18 protein-coding genes are annotated in these 18,594 nt (G+C 72.3%); 15 read left to right on the plus strand and 3 right to left on the minus strand.

The window, feature by feature from the left end; translation table 11 throughout:
- The first annotated feature begins 39 nt into the window (after positions 1-39).
- The 4 genes from FDP22_RS23150 (at position 40) to FDP22_RS23165 (ending at position 3,033) form a co-directional block, all read left to right on the plus strand.
- Positions 40-1,251: a flagellin N-terminal helical domain-containing protein gene (locus FDP22_RS23150; RefSeq protein WP_138578618.1), complete on the plus strand. Its 1,212-nt coding sequence runs from the start codon at positions 40-42 to the stop codon at positions 1,249-1,251.
- A 128-nt stretch (positions 1,252-1,379) separates the two neighbouring features.
- Positions 1,380-1,757, plus strand: a complete 378-nt coding sequence (gene flaF / locus FDP22_RS23155; RefSeq protein WP_138578616.1) for a flagellar biosynthesis regulator FlaF — start codon at positions 1,380-1,382, stop codon at positions 1,755-1,757.
- A complete protein-coding gene (flbT, locus tag FDP22_RS23160; protein WP_138578614.1) occupies positions 1,757-2,188 on the plus strand; it encodes a flagellar biosynthesis repressor FlbT in 432 nt (143 codons plus the stop codon). The genes flaF and flbT overlap by 1 nt, the downstream gene beginning before the upstream one ends.
- Entirely contained in the window at positions 2,185-3,033 is an 849-nt protein-coding gene (locus tag FDP22_RS23165) for a DUF1217 domain-containing protein (protein ID WP_138578612.1), read from the plus strand. The genes flbT and FDP22_RS23165 overlap by 4 nt, the downstream gene beginning before the upstream one ends.
- 313 nt (positions 3,034-3,346) lie before the next feature.
- Here the strand turns inward: FDP22_RS23165 and FDP22_RS23170 are convergent, their stop codons facing one another.
- Positions 3,347-4,696 carry a FliI/YscN family ATPase gene (locus tag FDP22_RS23170; protein WP_138578610.1) on the minus strand — a complete coding sequence of 450 codons (1,350 nt, stop codon included), beginning with the start codon at positions 4,694-4,696 and terminating at the stop codon, positions 3,347-3,349.
- Positions 4,697-4,804: 108 nt separating this feature from the next.
- Between FDP22_RS23170 and FDP22_RS23175 the strand changes: the two genes are divergently transcribed.
- From FDP22_RS23175 to FDP22_RS23220, 10 genes are all read left to right on the plus strand, one after another.
- The gene (locus FDP22_RS23175; RefSeq protein ID WP_138578608.1) at positions 4,805-5,206 is read left to right on the plus strand and encodes a FlgB family protein; all 402 of its coding nucleotides are present in this window, start codon (positions 4,805-4,807) and stop codon (positions 5,204-5,206) included.
- Between the two features lie 11 nt (positions 5,207-5,217).
- Positions 5,218-5,607 (plus strand): flagellar basal body rod protein FlgC, encoded by a 390-nt coding sequence (gene flgC, locus FDP22_RS23180; RefSeq protein WP_138578606.1) that lies wholly within the window; start codon positions 5,218-5,220, stop codon positions 5,605-5,607.
- Between the two features lie 23 nt (positions 5,608-5,630).
- Positions 5,631-5,927, plus strand: coding sequence for a flagellar hook-basal body complex protein FliE (gene fliE / locus FDP22_RS23185; protein WP_138578604.1), 297 nt, complete (start codon positions 5,631-5,633; stop codon positions 5,925-5,927).
- Between the two features lie 58 nt (positions 5,928-5,985).
- A complete protein-coding gene (locus tag FDP22_RS23190) occupies positions 5,986-6,252 on the plus strand; it encodes a flagellar biosynthetic protein FliQ (protein ID WP_138578602.1) in 267 nt (88 codons plus the stop codon).
- 387 nt (positions 6,253-6,639) lie between these two features.
- Positions 6,640-7,404 (plus strand): lysozyme family protein, encoded by a 765-nt coding sequence (locus FDP22_RS23195; RefSeq protein WP_138578600.1) that lies wholly within the window; start codon positions 6,640-6,642, stop codon positions 7,402-7,404.
- Positions 7,405-7,417: 13 nt separating this feature from the next.
- Positions 7,418-9,508, plus strand: coding sequence for a flagellar biosynthesis protein FlhA (gene flhA / locus FDP22_RS23200; protein ID WP_239032036.1), 2,091 nt, complete (start codon positions 7,418-7,420; stop codon positions 9,506-9,508).
- A gap of 148 nt (positions 9,509-9,656) precedes the next feature.
- Positions 9,657-10,487, plus strand: coding sequence for a flagellar biosynthetic protein FliR (locus FDP22_RS23205; protein ID WP_239032037.1), 831 nt, complete (start codon positions 9,657-9,659; stop codon positions 10,485-10,487).
- A complete protein-coding gene (locus FDP22_RS23210) occupies positions 10,484-11,575 on the plus strand; it encodes an EscU/YscU/HrcU family type III secretion system export apparatus switch protein (RefSeq protein ID WP_138578598.1) in 1,092 nt (363 codons plus the stop codon). Before FDP22_RS23205 ends, FDP22_RS23210 begins: the two co-directional genes overlap by 4 nt.
- A 3-nt stretch (positions 11,576-11,578) precedes the next feature.
- Positions 11,579-12,013: a hypothetical protein gene (locus tag FDP22_RS23215; RefSeq protein WP_138578596.1), complete on the plus strand. Its 435-nt coding sequence runs from the start codon at positions 11,579-11,581 to the stop codon at positions 12,011-12,013.
- A 63-nt stretch (positions 12,014-12,076) separates the two neighbouring features.
- On the plus strand, positions 12,077-12,346 hold the full coding sequence (locus FDP22_RS23220) for a hypothetical protein (RefSeq protein ID WP_138578594.1): 270 nt from the start codon (positions 12,077-12,079) through the stop codon (positions 12,344-12,346).
- Between the two features lie 28 nt (positions 12,347-12,374).
- Here FDP22_RS23220 and FDP22_RS23225 read toward each other — a convergent pair whose 3' ends face one another.
- Entirely contained in the window at positions 12,375-13,322 is a 948-nt protein-coding gene (locus tag FDP22_RS23225; protein WP_138578592.1) for a hypothetical protein, read from the minus strand.
- 179 nt (positions 13,323-13,501) lie between these two features.
- Positions 13,502-16,831: a coiled-coil domain-containing protein gene (locus FDP22_RS23230; protein WP_143972308.1), complete on the minus strand. Its 3,330-nt coding sequence runs from the start codon at positions 16,829-16,831 to the stop codon at positions 13,502-13,504.
- A gap of 368 nt (positions 16,832-17,199) precedes the next feature.
- Between FDP22_RS23230 and FDP22_RS23235 the strand changes: the two genes are divergently transcribed.
- The gene (locus FDP22_RS23235) at positions 17,200-18,516 is read left to right on the plus strand and encodes a UDP-glucose dehydrogenase family protein (protein ID WP_138579561.1); all 1,317 of its coding nucleotides are present in this window, start codon (positions 17,200-17,202) and stop codon (positions 18,514-18,516) included.
- Positions 18,517-18,594: the final 78 nt, after the last annotated feature.

The raw sequence follows: 18,594 nt of genomic DNA on the forward strand, positions 1-18,594 counted from the left end.
ATGGGGGTTAAAACGCCCCCCGCCAAAGGAAGACGAAACATGTCCTCGATCCTCACGAATACCAGCGCAATGGTCGCGCTGCAGACCCTGAACTCCACCAACAAGAACCTCGCGATGACCACGAACGAGATCTCGACCGGCAAATCGGTCGCGACCGCGCGGGACAACGCCTCGATCTGGGCCATCGCCCAGACCATGCAGACCGACGTGGACGGCTTCTCGGGCATCTCCGACGGCCTGAACACCGGCTCCGCCGCCGTCGCCGTGGCCCGGACCGCGGCGGAAACCGTGACCGGCCTGCTCGGCCAGGTGAAGGAAAAGATCATTGCCGCGCAGGACCCCGCGTCCGACCGCGCCAAGCTGCAGACCGACATCGACCAGCTCGTGCAGCAGGTCGGCTCCGTGGTCGACGCCGCCCAGTTCAACGGCCTCAACCTGGTCGATGGCACCAACGGCAGCATCAACGTGCTCGCCTCGCTCAACCGCGACAGCTCGGGCAATGTCACGGTCGCGAACATCCAGGTGAGCGGCCAGGACCTCGGCTCTGCCGCCGGCACCGCGCCGACCGGCTTCTTCGCCGTCGGCAACGGCACGACCTCGGCCAATGGCACCAGCTTCGGCGGCATCATCGACTCGGGCAGCGGCACCAACACGCTCGTGCTCGACTCGGCCAACTTCACCGCCGCCCTGGGCGGCGAGAAGATCTCGATCACCATCGCCGGGCAGACGGCAACCTACACCGTCACCGCCAATGACATGGACACCACCAACGGGTCGGACCCCAACACGGTGATCATGTCCAAGGTGGCCGACAAGATCAATTCGCTCGGCATCACCGGCCTCGTGGCCACGATGGGCACCGGGGCGATCACGCTCACCAACACCGGAACGATCGACTTCGCCTTCTCCGGTGAGATCACGGCCCCCGGCGCGGGTGGCCTCTCCGGCCTCGCCGGCATCGATGTGAACGCGGATGCCGCCGGTGCGCTCGCCGCGATCGAACCGCTGATCCAGACAGCGATCGACGCCTCGGCCGCCTTCGGTTCGGCCCAGGCCCGCATCGACATCCAGAACGAATTCGTCGGCAAGCTGACGGACTCGCTCAAGACCGGCATCGGCGCACTGGTCGATGCGGACATGGAAGAAGCCTCGGCCCGCCTGCAGGCCCTGCAGGTGCAGCAGCAGCTCGGCATCCAGTCGCTCTCGATCGCCAACCAGGCGCCGCAGAACGTTCTGTCGCTGTTCCGCTGATCCGATGAGCGGGGCGGGCTCCGGCCCGCCCCGGCCTGACCGGCCGGCGGCTCCCCCGAGGGATCCGCCGCGCCGCCGGGCCTCCCCCGGGATCCGTCGCGTCACCTGAAGGAGCGAGGACCGAACGAATGAACAGTGCTGCTTTCGCCCGGACCGGATACGATAGTGCCGCCCCCGCCCAGGGGACACCGCGGCGCACCGAATACCGGGCCTTTGCCCAGGCCACGCACCGCCTCTCGCGTGCCGGCCAGACCGATCCTCTCGATTTTCCGCGCCTGGCGGAAGCCGTGAGCGAGAACCAGCGCCTCTGGATCCTGCTCGCCGCCGACGTGGCCGACAGCGCCAACGGCCTGCCCGCCCCCCTGCGCGCCCAGATCTTCTACCTCGCGGAATTCACCCGTCTGCACAGCCGCAAGATCCTCGACGGGACGGCCACGGTCGCGGCCCTGATCGACATCAACACGGCCGTGATGCGCGGGTTGCGCGGCGGAACGGAGAGCGCCTGATGCCCGGCCTCATCCTCAAGCTCACGCCCGGCGAACGCTTCATGGTCAACGGCGTGGTGATGGAAAACGGCGATCACCGGGCGCGGATCTGCGTCGTGACCGAGAACGCCAATGTGCTGCGGCTGCGCGATGCCATTCACCCCGGCGAAGTGAACACGCCGGTGCGCCGGGTCTGCTACATCGCCCAGCTGGTGCTGGCCGGCGAGGCGGAGGAAAGCCTTGCCCGCCAGCAACTTCTGACCGGGATCGAGCAGCTCTCCCAGGTCTTTACCGATGCCGACAGCCGCACCAAGCTGGACGCCGCCACCAGCCATGCGATGGAGGCGAAATACTACCCGGCCCTGAAGGCACTGCGCAGCCTGCTCTCGCGCGAGGCCCGGCTGATGCAGGCCATGCCTCGCCCGCCGTCCGAGACGAGGGTCGCACAATGAGCTACACGCCTGTAATCCCCCTGACCGGCATGGCCGGCTGGCAGTTCCTGCAGCGCACGGCCGACACCCAGAAGGCCACCTTCAACCAGGATGTGCAGGTCCGCCGCGAAACCGAGTACTTCCTCGAGAAGATCGGGGAGGTCACCAGCGTCGACCAGCTCATGGGCGACCGCACGCTGCTCAAGGTCGCTCTCGGAGCCTTCGGCCTGGAGGATGACCTGAGCAAGGGCGCCTGGGTGCGCAAGATCCTCGAGGAGGGCACCGAAGCCTCCGATGCCTTCGCCATGCGTCTCACCGACCGGCGCTATCGTGATTTCTCCGGCACCTTCGGCTTTGGCAACATTCTCGGAGCGCGGACGGGGGACGAGGGGTTCGGCGACCTGATCGTGCAGAAATACAAGGACCACATGTTCGAGGTCGCCGTGGGCGAGGTCGACAACAGCATGCGGCTTGCCCTCAACTACGCCAACAGCCTCCAGTCGCTCGTCGACCGCGGGCTGGGGGAGAATGCGGCCTGGTACACGCTGATGGGCGACCAGCCCCTGCGCACGGTGATGGAAGCCGCCCTCGGCCTGCCCGACAAGCTCTCCGCCCTCGATGTCGACAAGCAGCTGGTCTTCTTCAAGGACAAGGCAGCATCGGTCTTCGGCTCGAGCGCGCTTGGCGATCTCCTCTCGGAGGACAATGTCGAGAAGGCCATTCGAATCTACATGGCCAAGGTCCAGGCCGAGGCCGGACCGAGCGCTTCCACTCCCGGTTATGCCGCGCTCTCCCTGCTCCAGGGCGGCACGGCTTCCGCGCTCAGTTCCGCCGGCATCGCCAACCTGCTGCTGAGCCGGGCCTGAAGGCTTCGGCCAGGCCCCCTGGCTTCGGAATGCTTGCCGGGCGAGGTATCGCAAGCCCGTCTCCGGGCCGGGGACGGGCCCCGCCCGGCCATCGGGCTCCGCTCCGCACATGCGGGCGCGAGGGGCAGGACAGCACAGGACAGCACAGGACAGCACAGGGCAGGCGTGACCGGGTCGGCGGGGCCGTGTCGGAGTACGGAGCATCCCGGGAACTCGTCTTCTGCAGGCGGAACCTGTGTGCAACGGCCCGGACGGTTCCGGTTCCTGCCTGAGGGATCCCCCCCACGGGCCCAGCGGTGGCCGCGCTGCGTCTTCAGGCGGGCTTCCGGCCGGGAGGCGGGGCGCCGAGGGCTTCGGCCAGGCCGGCGAAACTGTCTTCCACCGAAGCGCTGCGCCGGGCGAAGAGCGCGTCGAGGCCCTGGTGCAGGCGGATGGCCTCGTCGATCTGCGCATCGCTGCCCGCCGCATAGAGCCCGGTCTGGATCATCGGGAGCGCCTGTTCGTAGATGCCCAGCAGCCGCCGGGCGCGGGAGAGCAGCGCGTTCTCCGGCCCGCTCGCCACGCCCGGCAGGGCGCGAGACACTGAGCGGCGGATGTCGATGGCCGGGAACCGCCCGCGCTCGGCGATCTCACGGTCGAGAATCACGTGGCCGTCGAGGATGCCGCGGGTGATGTCGGCCACCGGCTCCTCCATGTCCGACCCCGCGACCAGCACGGTGAAGACGCCGGTGATGTCGCCCTGCCCGGCACGCGCGAGCCCGGGCCCCGCGCGCTCTGCAAGCCCGGCGATCAGCGCCGCGGTGGAGGGCGGGTAGGCGCGCAGGCTCGGCGGCTCGCCGGAGGTGAGCGCCACTTCGCGATGCGCCTCGGCGAAGCGGGTGAGCGAATCGACCAGCAGCAGCACATGCTCGCCCGCGTCGCGGAAGGCCTCGGCCACCGCCATGCCCATCCAGGCCGCCCGGCGCTTGATCAGCGGTGACTGGTCCGAGGTTGCCACCACCACCACCGCCCGTGCCATGCCCTCGGGACCCAGCGTGTGTTCGATGAATTCGCGCAGCTCTCGCCCGCGCTCGCCGATCAGCACCACCACCACCCGGTCCGCCTCCACGCCGCGCGCGAGGTCGGCGAGCAGGGAGGATTTCCCGATGCCGGAGCCGGCGAAGACGCCGATGCGCTGGCCGCGCGCCAGCGGCAGCATGGTGTCGAGCGCCGCGAGCCCGGTGCGCAGCCGCGGGCCGAGCAGGCGGCGCTCATTGGCCGGAGGCGCCTCGCGGCGCAGCCGCACCGGCGCCGGGCCCTGCGGCAGCGGACGGCCATCGAGCGGCATGCCGAACGCGTCGACCACGCGCCCCGCCCAGCCCGGCCCCGGCAGAACCGGCAGGTCCGGCTCCAGCCAGACCCGCGCCCCCAGGGTGAGCCCGTCCGTCGGCCCGTAGGTCATCACCCGCGCGCCCTGTGCCGAGAGCGCCACGATCTCGCCGGGCACCCGCGAGGGCGCGCCGGCCGTGCCTGACGAGGCGCAGTCGATGGCCACCCGGTCTCCCAGCCCGGCGAACCCCTGCACCCCGGTCACCTGCAGCGACCCGGTGTCGACCGCGATCACCGACCCCGCCCGGCGGTGCGGCGTGATCCGCGACAGGCTGTCCTCCAGCGTCTCGAACATCGACAGGGCTCCGGTTGCGCGGCCCGGTTCGGGCCCTCCGGAACTAAAACCTTTTATCAACAAAGAAGGGTTAAGCCCGAAAGGGATCGCCAAGGGAGAAGCCCTGAAATGACACTCGATCTCGCCATCATGCGCCTTGCGGACCGTCTGGCCTCGTACGCTTCCGTGCGCCAGAGCGTGATTGCAGAGAACATCGCGAATGCCGACACGCCCGGCTTTCGCGCGCAGGACCTGTTGCCCTTCGCGGATGCCTACGCGGATGCCGCGCATGGCATTCCCGTGGCCGAGCCCGGCCGGCCGGGGCATTTCATCATCGGCAAGGACGGGTTCGCCGGCTTCGCGCTGGAGGAGGACGCCGCGCCCGGCGCCGTCAGCCCCAACGGCAATTCCGTCGCCATCGAGGACCAGATGATGCGTTCGGCCGAGCTGCAACTGCAGCATGACCTCGCCCTGGGGGTCTACCACAAATCCCTGCAGATCCTGCGGGCCGGCCTCGGCCGGATCCGCTGAGGAGGAAGACCATGGAGAGTTTCTTCGGCAGCATGATCACCTCGGCCCACGGCATGGTGGCCCAGTCCACCCGGCTGCGGGTGACCTCCGAGAACATCGCCAATGTCGACACCCCGGGCTACACCCGCAAGATCGTGACCTTCGAGCAGCTCGCCACCGATGAGGGCACCGAGATCGTCACCACCGGCCCGATCACCTTCGGGAAGGAGGAGCACGCCCGCATCCGCGATCCCGCCCATCCGCTGGCCGATCCGGATGGCACCTACATGGGATCGAACGTCGACCTGATGGTCGAGATCGCCGATGCCCGCGAAGCGCAGCGCACCTATGAGGCCAACCTGCGCATGTTCGACCAGGCCCGGCAGATGGCCTCGTCCTTCCTCGACCTGCTGCGCACCTGACCACAGCCCCCACGGAGCCCGCCATGGACACCCAGAACCTCATTTCCCAGCTCTATTCCCGGGCGCAGACCACCATGCCGCCGGCACCGGTCGCGCCGAAGGAGGCCGTCGCCGGGCCCGATTTCGCCGAGATCGCCCGCGGCATCGTCGATGACCTGCGCCGCAACGAGGCCGTGGCCCAGGCCGGGCTCGCCGGCCGGGCCGAACCGCAGTCGGTGGTGATGGCCCTCGCTTCCACCGAGCTGGCCATCGAGACCGCCGTGACCCTGCGGGACCGGGTGGTCGAGGCCTACCAGGAAATCCTGCGCATGCCCGTCTGACCCGCCCCCCGGGGCGCTTGCCATGACGACCCGCCCGCTTCGCAGGAGATCCGTTCCGATGAGCGACACCCAGATCTACGACCTTCTGCGCGATGCGCTCTGGGTGGGCTTCCTCGTCTGCCTGCCGGTGCTCGGCGTGGCGCTGGCCATCGGCCTGCTCATCGGCCTGTTCCAGGCTCTCACCTCGGTGCAGGAGATGACCCTCACCTTCGTGCCCAAGCTGGCGGCGATGATGGCCGTCTACTGGGTGACGATGGGGTTCATGAGCGGGATCCTGGTCGATTTCTTCCACGACCGGGTGCTGCCCGCCATCGTCGGGTCCTGAGCGATGGCCGGACCCCGCCCCGCGCCCGGAGTGCGGCGCCACGGCCCCTCCGCGCTTTTGCCCGCCGCGCTTTTGTCCTGCGCGCGTTCGTCTTCCGGGCGCAGGATGCGGAGGCGCTCCGCCCCGGCCGGAAGGATCGGGCTGCCCGGGGCGCGCCTTGCCTGCCGGTTCCCCGCATGCCCCCCCCGGGCGTGCCCGGCCCCCGCCGCCGGGCCGAGCGCTGGGCGGGTCTCTCCGGCCCGGTCCCGACGCGGATCCCCTCATGCCCTTCCGTCCCGCGCCGGCAGGGGGCGGGCGGCGCGGACAGGTTCGGGGCCGGTGGGTCCGGGGCCGGTGGGGCCGGGGCGAACGGGAACGGGACGAACGGGAACGGGGCGCGGCGGCGCGATGAAGGCGAGGCAGGGGCCCGTCTTCGCCGGCTGGCCGCGGGCCCGCGCGTTCCTGGCGCATCTGCTCTGTCTCCTGCTGCTCGGGCTGCCGGCCCTGCCCGGGCGCGCCGCCGCTCCCCCGGAGGGAGAGAGCGCCCGGGCCACGGCGGCGATCTGCGACATCGTGGCCCGCGAGGCCGCGCAGGAGAGCGGCGTGCCGCTCGACGTGCTGCGCGCCATCACCCGCACCGAGACCGGGCGCAAGCTGGAGGGGGCCTTCCTGCCCTGGCCCTGGACGATCAACATGGAGGGCAAGGGGCTCTGGTTCGACAGCCCGTCCGAGGCGCTCGCCTATGCCCGCGCCCGCCATGCCGAGGGGGCGCGCAGCTTCGACATGGGCTGTTTCCAGGTGAATTTCCGCTGGCATGGCGAGCATTTCGCCTCGCTCGACGAGATGATGGACCCGCTGGCGAATGCCCGCTACGCGGCGCGGTTTCTCTCCGAGCTCTATGCCGAGAGCGGTGACTGGGTGACGGCGGCGAGCCACTACCATTCCCGCACCCCCGAATTCGCCAGCCGCTACGGCGCGCGGTTCGCCCGGCTGCGCGCCAGCCTGCCGCCCATGCCCGAGGGGACCGGCTTTGCCGCCCTGCCGCGCCGGGCCTCCGAGGTGCCTGCCACCGTTGCCATGGTGGCGCTGCCGTACACCCCGGGGGCAGTTTCGCTGGTTCTTCCAGCTGCGAGCGGGGGCCTGCTGACGCCGGCGCGCCCGCTGTTCGACTGAAGGTCTGAAGTCCATGTCCACCCGCGCCAGCTTCAGCCCCGCCATGCTCGCCCAGCCCACGGTGATGCTGGCCCTCGCCCTGATGGCGATCATCGTGATGATGATCCTGCCGATGCCGGCCTGGGTGCTCGATGTCGGCCTCACCGCCTCCTTCGGCCTCGCCATCCTGATCTTCACCGTGACGCTGTTCATCCAGCGCCCGCTCGACTTCTCCGCCTTCCCCACCATCCTGCTCGCCTCGCTGATGCTGCGGCTCTCGCTCAACGTGAGCTCGACCAAGCTCATCATCGGCGAGGGGCACAACGGGCCCCAGGCCGCGGGCGGGGTGATCGAGGGCTTCGCCATGTTCATCATGGGCGGCTCGGTGGGGCTGGGCCTCGTGGTGTTCGGCGTGCTGCTGATCGTGAACTTCATCGTGATCACCAAGGGTGCGGGCCGCATGGCCGAGGTGGGCGCGCGCTTCGCGCTCGACGGCATGCCGGGCAAGCAGCTCGCCATCGACAGCGACATGGCCGCCGGCGCCATCACCCACGAGCAGGCCCGCGAGCGGCGCAAGACCGAGCAGGAGGAGACCACCTTCTTCGGCTCGCTCGACGGCGCGTCGAAATTCGTGAAGGGCGACGCGGTGGCGGGGCTGCTCATCACCCTGCTGAACCTGCTCGTGGGCCTCTCCATGGGCATCCTCGTGCACGGCATGCCGGCGGGCGAGGCCTTCGAGACCTATGCCATCCTCACCGTGGGCGACGGGCTCGTCACCCAGATCCCGGCGGTGATCATCTCCATCGCCGCCGCCCTGCTGCTCTCGAAGGGCGGCGCGCTGGGAACGGCGGACAAGGCGCTCTTCGGCCAGCTCGGCCGCTACCCGCTGGCGCTCGCCACCGTGGCCGGGCTGATGGGGCTGTTCGGGCTGATGCCGGGCCTGCCGGTGCTGCCCTTCGTCACCGGCGCCGCCATCCTGGGCGGCATCGCCTGGATCTCCGCCGGCCGGCAGGAGCGGGCGAAGACCGCCGAGCGGGTGGAGACCGAGGCCCCCGCCCCCGCGCCCGCGCGCCGGCTGGGCGACATGCTCGACCTCGACGAGATCCACCTCGAGTTCGCCCCCGACCTGGTCGCCACCGTGATGGACGAGGCCACCGGGCTCGACGGGCGCATCCTCAACATGCGCAACCACATCGCCCAGACCTGGGGGCTGATCATCCCGGAGATCCGCCTCACCGACAACGCGCTCCTGCCGCGCGGCACCTATGCCATCCGCATCCAGGGGGTGGAGATGGCGCGCGCCCGGCTCAAGACCGGCTTCGTGCTGGTGCTGCTCAACGAGGCGATGGGCGAGGCGCCGCCGGGCGAGGACGTGGCCGAGCCGGTCTACGGCGCGCCCGCGCGCTGGATCGCGGAGGCCGACCAGGAGGAGGCGGCGCTCAACGGGCTCTCGGTGGTCACCCCGGTGGAGGTGGTGGCCACGCACCTGATGGAGGTGCTCAAGCTCAACTTCGGCCGGCTGTTCAGCCGCCGCACCCTGCGCAAGCTGCTCGAGGAGTTCACCCGCGTCTCCGACACCGCCCGGGCGGAGGCGAACCGGCGCATCCTCGACGAGTTCATCCCCGACCGGGTGCCGGTGGACCTGCTGCAGCAGGTGCTGCGGCTGCTGCTGGAGGAGCGGGTGTCGATCCGCAACCTGCCGCTGATCCTGGAGGCGATCGCCGAGGCCAAGACCGTGGTCAACCATACCGAGGCGATCTGCGAGCATGTGCGCCACCGGCTGGGCTTCCAGCTGGTCGCCGAGCTGATGGAGCCGGACGGGGCGCTGCCGCTGATCCAGCTCGCGCCCGAATGGGAGGAGACCTTCCTCGCCCACCAGATCGACGGGGCGGACAGCGGCGTGGACGTCGCGCTGCCGCCCACGGACTTCAACCGGCTGGCGCGGTCGGTGGCCGAGAAGCTGGCCAAGGCCGGCGCGGACGGGCGCTACCCGGCGATCGCCACCTCCACCCGGCGGCGGCGCTTCCTGCGCACGGTCCTGTCGGCCAAGGGGATCCGGAACCCGGTGCTCTCCTTCGAGGAGATCGGCACCGAGGTGAAGCCGGCCCTGCTCGGAGTGGCCTGATGCGCGCGCCCTGCCTGCCGGCGCCGCCCTCCCGGCCGGCCGCCGCACCCCCGGCGGAGCCTTCTCCTCGGGGGGCATCGAGCCCCCGTCGGAGAACGGCCCGCAGCGCGGGCCGCAGCGCCCCGCCCCCGGCCGGGACAGCGGGACGATGACCGGGCTGGACGGGCTCATCGGCCTCTCCGCCGCACTGGAGGCGCTGGGCATCGCCGGCGGCAGCGGCCCGGCGATGGTGTTCACCTTCTTCGCCGTGTTCATGCGGGTGGGGGCGGTGGTCTCGCTGCTGCCGGGGATCGGCGAGCAGACCATGTCGATGCGCACCCGGCTGTGCGTGGCGCTGGCGCTCAGTGCCGCGCTCTGGCCGATGCTGGCGGAGCACGCGCACCTGCCGGGCGCGGACTGGGCCCCGGCTGCGCCGCAGCTCTTCCTCGTGCTGCTGGCCGAGACCGTGGCCGGGCTGGTGCTGGGGATCGCACTGCGGCTGATGCTCGTCGTGCTGCAGCTCGCGGGTTCGATCGCCGCCCAGTCCACCGCGATTTCCCAGATCGCCGGCGCCGGCGTGACCCCGGACCCGATGCCGGCGATGGGCAACATCCTGGTGATGGCCGGAATCGCCCTCGCCCTCACCCTCGGGCTGCACGTGAAGGCGGCGGTCATGATCGCCTGGTCCTACGAGATGCTGCCCTTCGGCCGCTTCCCAGACGGGGCGGACATGGCCAGCTGGGGCACGGCGAGCGTGTCGCGCGGCTTCGCCCTCGCCCTGGCGCTGGCCGGGCCCTTCGTGCTGCTGTCCTTCCTCTACAACCTCACGCTCGGCGCCATCAACCGGGCGATGCCGCAGCTCATGGTGGCCTTCGTGGGGGCACCCTTCATCACCGGGGCGGGGCTGGTGCTGCTGATGCTCGCCGGCCCGGTGATGCTGCGCATCTGGGTGGGGGCGCTCGACGACGTGCTGGCCGATCCGCTGGCGGTGCCCCGATGAGCGGGGCGGACGACAGCAGCGGCGAGAAGAGTTTCGAGCCCACCGAGAAGAAGCTTTCCGATGCCCGGCGCCAGGGCGACGTGGCGAAATCGACCGATGTCTCGGCCGCGGCCGCCTATCTCGGCCTGCTGCTGGCCCTCTTCGCCGCCGGCGCCGCCCCGGTCGAGATCACCGGCGGCGCGCTGGCCCGCTTCCTCGGACGGGCCGACCAGCTGGAAGGCCGCATCCTGGGGCCCGGAGGGGCCGGGCTCGCCGGGGCGCTGATCGGCGAGGCGATGCTGGGGCTGCTGCCGCTCCTCGCCCTGCCCGCGCTCGCCGCCTTCATCGCGCTGCTCGCGCAACGCGCCTTCGCCTTCTCGCCGGAGAAACTGCAGCCGAAACTGTCGCGCATCGACCCGGTCTCGGTGGCCGGCAACAAGTTCGGGCCCACGGGGCTGATGGATTTCCTGCGCAACCTGGTGAAGATGTGCGCGATCGGCGTGGTGCTCTGGCTCTACCTCGCCTCGGAGAGCGACCGGATCATCGGGGTGATGCGCGCGCCCGCCCGGATGCTGCCCGGGGAATTGGTGCGGCTGGGCACCGGGCTGCTCACCGCCATCACCGCCATCGCGGTGGTGATCGCCGCGCTCGACCTGCTCTGGCAACGCTTCAACCATGCCCGCCGCCTGCGCATGTCGCTCAAGGAAATGCGCGACGAGGCCAAGGAATCCGAGGGCGACCCCCATCAGAAGGCCGCCCGCCGCCGCCGGGGCGAGGAGATCGCGCGCAACCAGATGCTCGCCGACGTGCCGAAGGCCGATGTGGTGATCACGAACCCCAGCCATTACGCCGTGGCGCTGAAATGGTCGCGCAAACCGGGCGCGGCCCCGGAATGCGTGGCCAAGGGGGTCGACGAAACCGCCCGGGCGATCCGCGAGGCGGCCGCCGCCGCCGGTGTGCCCATTCACCCCGATCCGCCCACCGCGCGCGCCCTGCACGCGTTGGTCGAGATCGGCGAGGAAGTGCCGCCGGACCTCTACCGGGCCGTGGCCGCGGCCATCCGCTTCGCCGAGGCGATGCGCGCCCGGGCCCGGGCCGGTTGGACCTGAGGCATGGCCGACACGCTTTCCCCCGCCGGCATCGCCCGGCTCACCGACCTGGCGGACCGGGCCTTCGCCGCTCGCCGGGCGCGGCTGGGAGCGGCGGCCGCCGCCCAGTCCCTCGCCGAAAAGGCCCTCGCCGACCACCTCTCCCTGCGGGCCCCGGCGCTGCGCACGGCGGGCATCGACCAGCAGGTGCTCTCCGCCTGGCTGGTCTGGCATGGCCAGGAAATCCACCGCCGCCAGGCCCGGATCGATGCCGCCCGCCGCGACACCGCCGCCCGCCGGGCGGAAGCGGCCGAGGCCTTCGCCCGCTGCCGGGCCGTCACAATGCTCGCCAGACGCGCAGAGATCGAACGCCGCCGCAAGCAGGAGCGCGCCGACGAGCGGGCCCTGTCGATGCTGATGGCCGGCCGGAACGGGAAAATGTTTGGTCTCTTAGATTAATAGTGCGTTAGGGTGTGCACCCTAGGGTTGTTGTACTCGTCCGGTATGCCTGGAGTGACACAGATGCACGCGTTCCCCTTCCGGCTGTTGCTGAGTGCTTATGGCAGCGCTGCCATCCTGGCCCTCGCAAGCTGGTGGGTCGGGCTGCCCGGTCTGGCGGCCGCGCTGCTGTTCTGGCTGTCGGGGGCCGGGTTCGTCTTCCTGCTGCCGGTGGTCTTTCCCGACATCTGCCCGCCGCGCCGGGCCCGCAGCGCCGAGGATGGCGCGCCGCCCCTGGTGCCCCGGGGGGGCTGGGCGCCGCAGTCCGAGCCGGCTCACAGGCCCGAGGGCTGAGCCCGGGCGTCCGCTCCCGTCCGGCGTCTCAGGCCCGGATCTGCCACAGGCGGTAGCGCTTCTGACCTGAAATTTCCCGGATGAGCCCCATCTCGGCGAAGCGTCGCAGGACGGCATTCGCCGCCTGCTGGCTCACCCCCAGCCGGTCGCGCAGCAGGTTGGCGGAGACGAGGTGCTCGGCGGCCAGAACCCCTGCCGCGGCTTCCGCAAGCTGCCCCGGCAGGGCCGCCACGCGCAGCCGTGCCGTGTCGGCCCAGTCCGCCCGGCGGGCGAGAGCGGCGAGAACCGGTTCGATCCGCGCCTCGGCCCGGGCGAGGAAGGCCTCGAGCCGGGCCTCCGGCCCCGGCCCGGCGGCCCGTGGTGCGGCCCCGAGCGGCAGGAAGCGCGCCCGGGCCTGATCCGCCGCCGCGATCCGGGCGGCCAGCACGCCCCCTTCCAGAACCGCGCCCGGCCCGCCCAGCCCATGCCCGTGCCACAGGGCCAGCGCGGCGGCCCCCCGGGTGAGCGGGTGAAGGCCGGCGAGCCCGGTCATCTCCTGCGACCAGGCCGCCGCCTCGGCATCCCAGTCGGCCCCGGTGGGCCGGCGCAGGAGCGGGCGCAGGGCGAGATCGGTCTCGCTGCCGTCATGTCCGAGAAACTGCCGCAGGCCGGCGGCACCGGCCTCGGGGTCCGGCGCCGCCCCGGTCAGCCGGCGCGCCGCCCAGCCGGCCGCCAGCAAGGCCCCGGGCGCCGTGCTGCCCGCCGGGGCCCCGTGGCGCCAGAGCAGGAAGGCTTCGAGCCCGAGCCGGGCGCCATCGGCGCGGGTCAGCGCGACGGCTTCCTCCTCGGCCAGCCGCGCCGGGGCGGCGCCGCTGCCGGCCAGGCGTTCGTCGAGCCGGGCCAGTAGGGCCGCGACCCGGGCCAGGCGTCGCGGCATCTGCCGCTCCGCCGCCGCCCAGGCCTCCGGGTCTGACAGGTCTGCATCCCGATCGGCCATTGCCCCGCCTTCCTTCCGCCCCGCTCCGCGAAATCATAGAGCGGAACGCGGGGGGCGGGCCAGCCCGTGCGGGCCGGCCGGGCGCGCCCGATCCCGTGCGGCGCCCGGTTGCGGTTGATTGCGCGGGGCCGTCGGGTGGTCCCGCGCAGGGCAGGTTGTCGGCCCCGCGCGCGAGACGGTCAGTCGGTTCCCGCCGGTGCCGGATCGGGCGATGCGGCGGGGCCGGGTGCGCCGGTGACGACCCGGCGCGGCAGGCCCTCGCCGCCCGGCTGCAGCCGCGAGAGATACTCCGACAGGATGAAGGAGATCTGGTCGAGCCGGGCGCGCAGCTCGGGATCGGGCGGGGGCGCGGTGACGCGCCCGAGCTCGTTGAGCGCGGTGCGCATGCCGCCCAGCATCAGGCGCAGGTTGCCGATCTCCCCGAAGAACCGGGTTTCCATGCGCGCGATGTCCTGCGCGGCGGAGGGAGCTTCCGCCGACGGGCCGAGCGCCGCGGCGAGGGCCGGAGCGAGGGCCGCGGCCAACGCCTCGGGGTCGCCGCCTTCGGCCGGCGCCGTGTCCGCGAGGGCCCGGGCCAGCCCATCGAGGCGGGTTTCGAACCGCGCGAGGGCGGCCTCGACGGAGGCGGTGGTGTCCTCCCCGGGTGCGGGGCGGGCTCCGGCCAGCTCCTCCGCCAGGCCGTCAAACCGGGCTTCGACCCGGGCGAGACCCTCGGCGAAAGTGTCCGATCCGCCGGCTGCCGGCGCTGCCGCAGCGGCGGTGGCGAAGCTGTCCGCCAGGCTTTCGAGCCGGCTGTCGAGCCGGGCGAGGGTTTCTTCGAGCCCCGAGAGGTCGGGTGCCGCGCCGCGGCCTTCCTCCCCCCCACCGGTTTGCAGGTGTTCGGCCACGGCCTGCAGCGAGAGCACGATGCCCTGGAGCCGCGCGCGTTCGGGGCCGATGCTCTGGCCGACCACCGCCGCGCGGGTGGCGAGGCTCTGCAGGGTCTTCTGCATCCGGTCGATGCGGCGGGTGAGCGGCTCGAGTGTATCTTCCGCGCTGACGGGCAGGGCCATGATCCGGGTGGAGAGCGGTTCGAGGCGGGCCTCCGCTTCGGCCTGTCCGGCGCGGATCTCCTCGGCCAGCGCCGTGCGCAGGCTGTCGAGATCGGGCGGCGGCGGCAGGGCGCTCGCCAGGGTGGATATCTCGCGGCCGAGGGCGGCCAGGGGCGAGGCGAGCTCGGCGGCCACCCCCGGCGCGAGGCCGGACAGTGCGTCGGAGAGCTGGGCGGAGAGGGTTTCGAGCCGGATTTCCAGCGGGGCCAGGTCCACCGGATCGGGCGTGGCCTGTGCCGTCAGCGCGCCGAGCCGGCCGAGGCCTTCCTCGAACCCCGTTGCGAGGTCCTGTTTCAGGGCCGCGAGATCGGGCGCTTCGGGCAGCGGCCGCGCGGCGAGGGCCTCGATGCGCTCGGTGAGCGCCGTGAGCCGCGATTGCATGACCTCGACATGGCGGGCCATGGCCTTCTCGCTCAGCGGGGGGTCCGACCGGCGGGAGATTGCGGCATCGCCGAAGCGCATCAGCGCATGCTCGATGACCCCGAGACGCTCGTCGAGGTCGACCGTGCGGCTCTGGCGATCCTCCTCGCGGGCGAGCAGGCGCGAGAGGCTTTCCTCCAGCTCCGCGGCATGGGTGTCGAGGCGGCGCTGCGTGTCGCGCAGGCTGGCGGCGAGGCGCCCGGCATCCTCCTGCCCGGAGGGCTGGGCGAGGGCGGCGAGATGCGTCTCGATCGCATCCAGCCGGCGCGCGACCCCCTCGGAGAGGGAGGGCGGCGCCGGGGGCAGGGCCGCGATCACGGCCGGGGCGAGCTCGGCGGCCAGCCGGGCGGAGAGGCTGTCCGCCAGGGCCTCGGCGAGGGTGCGGGTGAGGGTCTCGGGATCGGCAGGTTCCGCCGGCGCGGGCAAGGCCTCCGCGACCGCGGCCTCGACCCGGGCGGTGAGCAGGCCTGCGAGCGCTTCGGAATCCGGCGCCGGGGGCAGGGCCGCGACCAGCGCCGGCGCGAGGGTTGCGGCCAGCGTGGGGCCGAGGGTGGAAGCCAGGGCTTCGGCCAGGGCCTCGGGGGCCATCGGTTCCGCCGGCCCGGGCAGGGCGGCGAGGGCGGCGTCGAGGCGGGCACCGAGGGCTTCGGAGAGGGCGTCCGCGTCCGGGCCTGCGGGGAGGCTGGCGGTGAGGGCGGGGAGGAGGGCAGCCGTGAGGGCTTCTGCCAGGGCCTCGGGGGCCATCGGTTCCGCGGGTGCGGGGAGGGCGGCGAGGGCTGCGTCGAGGCGGGCGCCGAGGGCTTCGGAGAGGGCGTCCGCGTCCGGGCCTGCGGGGAGGCTGGCGGTGAGGGCGGGGAGGAGGGCAGCCGTGAGGGCTTCTGCCAGGGCCTCGGGGGCCATCGGTTCCGCGGGTGCGGGGAGGGCGGCGAGGGCTGCGTCGAGGCGGGCGCCGAGGGCTTCGGAGAGGGCGTCCGCGTCCGGGCCTGCGGGGAGGCTGGCGGTGAGGGCGGGGAGGAGGGCAGCCGTGAGGGCTTCTGCCAGGGCCTCGGGGGCCATCGGTTCCGCGGGTGCGGGCAGGGCGGCGAGGGCTGCGTCGAGGCGGGTGCCGAGGGTTTCGGAGAGGGCGTCCGTGTCCGGGCCTGCGGGGAGGCTGGCGGTGAGCAGCGGCGCGAGGGCTTCGGCGAGTGCGGTGACCCGGGCCGTGTCGGTTTCGGCCGCGCCATCGGGAGCGGGGAAATGCGTGGCCAGCGCCGCGGCGAGCTCGCTGGCCAGGGTTGCCGCGTCGACCGGCGGATCGGAGGGCGCGGAGAGCGCCTCCTGCAGCGCCGCGAGCCGCGGGTCGAGCCCGGCGATGGCCGCGGCCACGCTCTCGGACAGCGCCTGCGGGTCGGTCTCGCCGATCCGGGCCTCGATGGCTTCGAGGCGCTCCACGAGCCGGGCGCCTTCCTCGGAGGCCGGGACGGCGACGGGGGCGGGGATGATCGCGCGCACCCGTTCGGCCACGCCGGAGAGGGCGGCGTCGACCAGTTCGGTGATCCGCCCGGCGGTGAGCCGGGCCGCGGCGATGGCATAGCCCGCGTCGAGCACCGAGCGCACGCCGGGCCCGGCGGCGGTGCGTGCCGCATCCTGCAGGGCGCCGACGAGGATCAGCGCCTGGTCGTCGAGCGAGGGCAGGGGCTCGCCCGGCGGCGAGAGCGGTTCGACATGCACCGCGCCGAACCCGGCCGATGCGCCCAGTGCCTCCGCGAGACCGGCGGCAAAGGCCTCCTCCCCTTCCTCCGGCGCGGCCTGCACGCCGTAGGAGAAGGCGCCGAGCCGGAAGACCTGGCCGGCCACGCGTTCGCAGATCGCTTCCAGCAGGGCCGTCTCGAGGCCGGGGTCCCGGGCGCCGGCGACCGCGTTCGGGTCAAGTTCTATGCGATGGGTGATCAGGCCGGCACGGGCAAGCCGCTCGGCCATGTCTCCGGTCATGTCTTCGGGAGATCCGCTTCCGTCCATGCTCCGCTCCGCTCTGGGGTCCGGGACCCGGGGCGCCCGCCGCCCCCGGAGCCGCGCACCCCGCCGCGGCCCGACACCGGACCTCGGGGCGTTCTGCCCTGGGAGCCGGGCAGGGCCGACTCGAAATGCGGTCTCTCCCCGACCAGGCCGGGGGCGCCGCGGGAGGGACGCTAGCAAGCAATTGCTGACGATCCATTAACCTCGACCGGCCCCCGGCTCCTGCGCCGCGCACGGGTTCCGTTCGCGCCGCGAACCGGATAAACAGGCCGCGGAAGCCTCAGGACCCCCCGGTGCATCAGCAGGATGCGGGCCCGGGGGCCGGCCGGAGCCCCGGTGCGCGGGGTCTCCCCAGAACAAGGATGACGGCCATGCGCGTGGCAATGATCGGTACCGGCTATGTGGGCCTGGTCTCGGGGGTGTGTTTCTCGGATTTCGGCCATGACGTGACCTGCGTGGACACGAATGCCGAGAAGATCGCCCAGCTCACCCGTGGCGAGGTGCCGATCTTCGAGCCCGGGCTGGAGGCGCTGCTGGCCAAGAACGTCGCCGCCGGGCGGCTGAGCTTCACCGGCGATCTCGCCAGCGCGGTGGCCGGGGCGGAGGCGGTGTTCATCGCGGTGGGCACGCCCACGCGGCGCGGCGACGGCCATGCCGACCTCACCTACGTCTATGCCGCCGCGCGCGAGGTGGCCGCGGCGCTCTCGGGCTACACGGTGGTGGTGACGAAATCGACCGTGCCGGTGGGCACCAACCGCGAGGTGGCACGCATCATCGCCGAGGCGAACCCGGAGGCCGATTTCGACGTGGCCTCCAACCCCGAGTTCCTGCGCGAGGGGGCGGCCATCGACGATTTCATGCGCCCGGACCGGGTGGTGGTGGGTGTCGAGAGCGCGCGGGCCCGCGAGGTGATGGGCGCGCTCTACCGGCCGCTCTACCTGCGCGAGGCGCCGATGGTCTATACCGGGCTCGAGAGCGCGGAGATGATCAAGTATGCCGCGAACGCCTTCCTCGCCACCAAGATCACCTTCATCAACGAGATCGCGGCGCTGTGCGAGAAGGTGGGCGCCGACGTGAAGGCGGTCTCCAAGGGCATGGGGCTGGACGGGCGCATCGGCAACAAGTTCCTGCATGCCGGGCCCGGCTATGGCGGCTCCTGCTTTCCCAAGGACACCAAGGCGCTGGCGCGCATCGGCCAGGACCATGCCTCGCCGATGGAGATCGTGGAGACGGTGATCGCGGTGAACGAGGCGCGCAAGCGGGCGATGGTCGACAAGGTGCTCGACCTGTGCGGCGGCCGGGTGGCGAACAAGGTGATCGCGGTGTTCGGCGTGACCTTCAAGCCCAACACGGACGACATGCGCGACAGCCCCTCGCTGACCATCGTGCCGGCGCTGGTGGGCGCGGGGGCCACGGTGCGGGTGGTCGACCCGGAGGGGCGCAAGGAGGGCGAGGCGCTCTTGCCCGGCGTCACCTGGATGGACGATCCCTACGAAGCGGCCTCGGGCGCGGTGGCCGCCGTCATCCTCACCGAGTGGAACGAGTTCCGCGCCCTCGATCTCGCGCGGCTGGCCGGTGCCATGGCCGAGCCGCGGCTCGCGGACCTGCGCAACATCTATTCCCCCGAGGACGCCGCCCGCGCCGGGCTCTCCTATGTCTCGGTGGGCCGGGCGCCGGTGGGGGCCTGAGGCGGGGCGCGACCGGGCCGTCGCCTGCTGCCTTGCTGCCGGTCCGGAGGGCGGGGAACGGTGCGAGGCGTTCGCGGC

The sequence above is a fragment of the Paroceanicella profunda genome (genome assembly GCF_005887635.2).
Taxonomy (GTDB): domain Bacteria; phylum Pseudomonadota; class Alphaproteobacteria; order Rhodobacterales; family Rhodobacteraceae; genus Paroceanicella; species Paroceanicella profunda.

What these genes read in the sequence shown, in the direction of transcription:
- FDP22_RS23150 (WP_138578618.1), top strand. Translation starts at nt 40, where the DNA reads ATGTCCTCGATCCTCACGAATACCAGCGCAATGGTCGCGCTGCAGACC.
- flaF (WP_138578616.1), top strand. Translation starts at nt 1,380, where the DNA reads ATGAACAGTGCTGCTTTCGCCCGGACCGGATACGATAGTGCCGCCCCC.
- flbT (WP_138578614.1), top strand. Translation starts at nt 1,757, where the DNA reads ATGCCCGGCCTCATCCTCAAGCTCACGCCCGGCGAACGCTTCATGGTC.
- FDP22_RS23165 (WP_138578612.1), top strand. Translation starts at nt 2,185, where the DNA reads ATGAGCTACACGCCTGTAATCCCCCTGACCGGCATGGCCGGCTGGCAG.
- FDP22_RS23170 (WP_138578610.1), bottom strand. Translation starts at nt 4,696, where the DNA reads ATGTTCGAGACGCTGGAGGACAGCCTGTCGCGGATCACGCCGCACCGC.
- FDP22_RS23175 (WP_138578608.1), top strand. Translation starts at nt 4,805, where the DNA reads ATGACACTCGATCTCGCCATCATGCGCCTTGCGGACCGTCTGGCCTCG.
- flgC (WP_138578606.1), top strand. Translation starts at nt 5,218, where the DNA reads ATGGAGAGTTTCTTCGGCAGCATGATCACCTCGGCCCACGGCATGGTG.
- fliE (WP_138578604.1), top strand. Translation starts at nt 5,631, where the DNA reads ATGGACACCCAGAACCTCATTTCCCAGCTCTATTCCCGGGCGCAGACC.
- FDP22_RS23190 (WP_138578602.1), top strand. Translation starts at nt 5,986, where the DNA reads ATGAGCGACACCCAGATCTACGACCTTCTGCGCGATGCGCTCTGGGTG.
- FDP22_RS23195 (WP_138578600.1), top strand. Translation starts at nt 6,640, where the DNA reads ATGAAGGCGAGGCAGGGGCCCGTCTTCGCCGGCTGGCCGCGGGCCCGC.
- flhA (WP_239032036.1), top strand. Translation starts at nt 7,418, where the DNA reads ATGTCCACCCGCGCCAGCTTCAGCCCCGCCATGCTCGCCCAGCCCACG.
- FDP22_RS23205 (WP_239032037.1), top strand. Translation starts at nt 9,657, where the DNA reads ATGACCGGGCTGGACGGGCTCATCGGCCTCTCCGCCGCACTGGAGGCG.
- FDP22_RS23210 (WP_138578598.1), top strand. Translation starts at nt 10,484, where the DNA reads ATGAGCGGGGCGGACGACAGCAGCGGCGAGAAGAGTTTCGAGCCCACC.
- FDP22_RS23215 (WP_138578596.1), top strand. Translation starts at nt 11,579, where the DNA reads ATGGCCGACACGCTTTCCCCCGCCGGCATCGCCCGGCTCACCGACCTG.
- FDP22_RS23220 (WP_138578594.1), top strand. Translation starts at nt 12,077, where the DNA reads ATGCACGCGTTCCCCTTCCGGCTGTTGCTGAGTGCTTATGGCAGCGCT.
- FDP22_RS23225 (WP_138578592.1), bottom strand. Translation starts at nt 13,322, where the DNA reads ATGGCCGATCGGGATGCAGACCTGTCAGACCCGGAGGCCTGGGCGGCG.
- FDP22_RS23230 (WP_143972308.1), bottom strand. Translation starts at nt 16,831, where the DNA reads ATGGACGGAAGCGGATCTCCCGAAGACATGACCGGAGACATGGCCGAG.
- FDP22_RS23235 (WP_138579561.1), top strand. Translation starts at nt 17,200, where the DNA reads ATGCGCGTGGCAATGATCGGTACCGGCTATGTGGGCCTGGTCTCGGGG.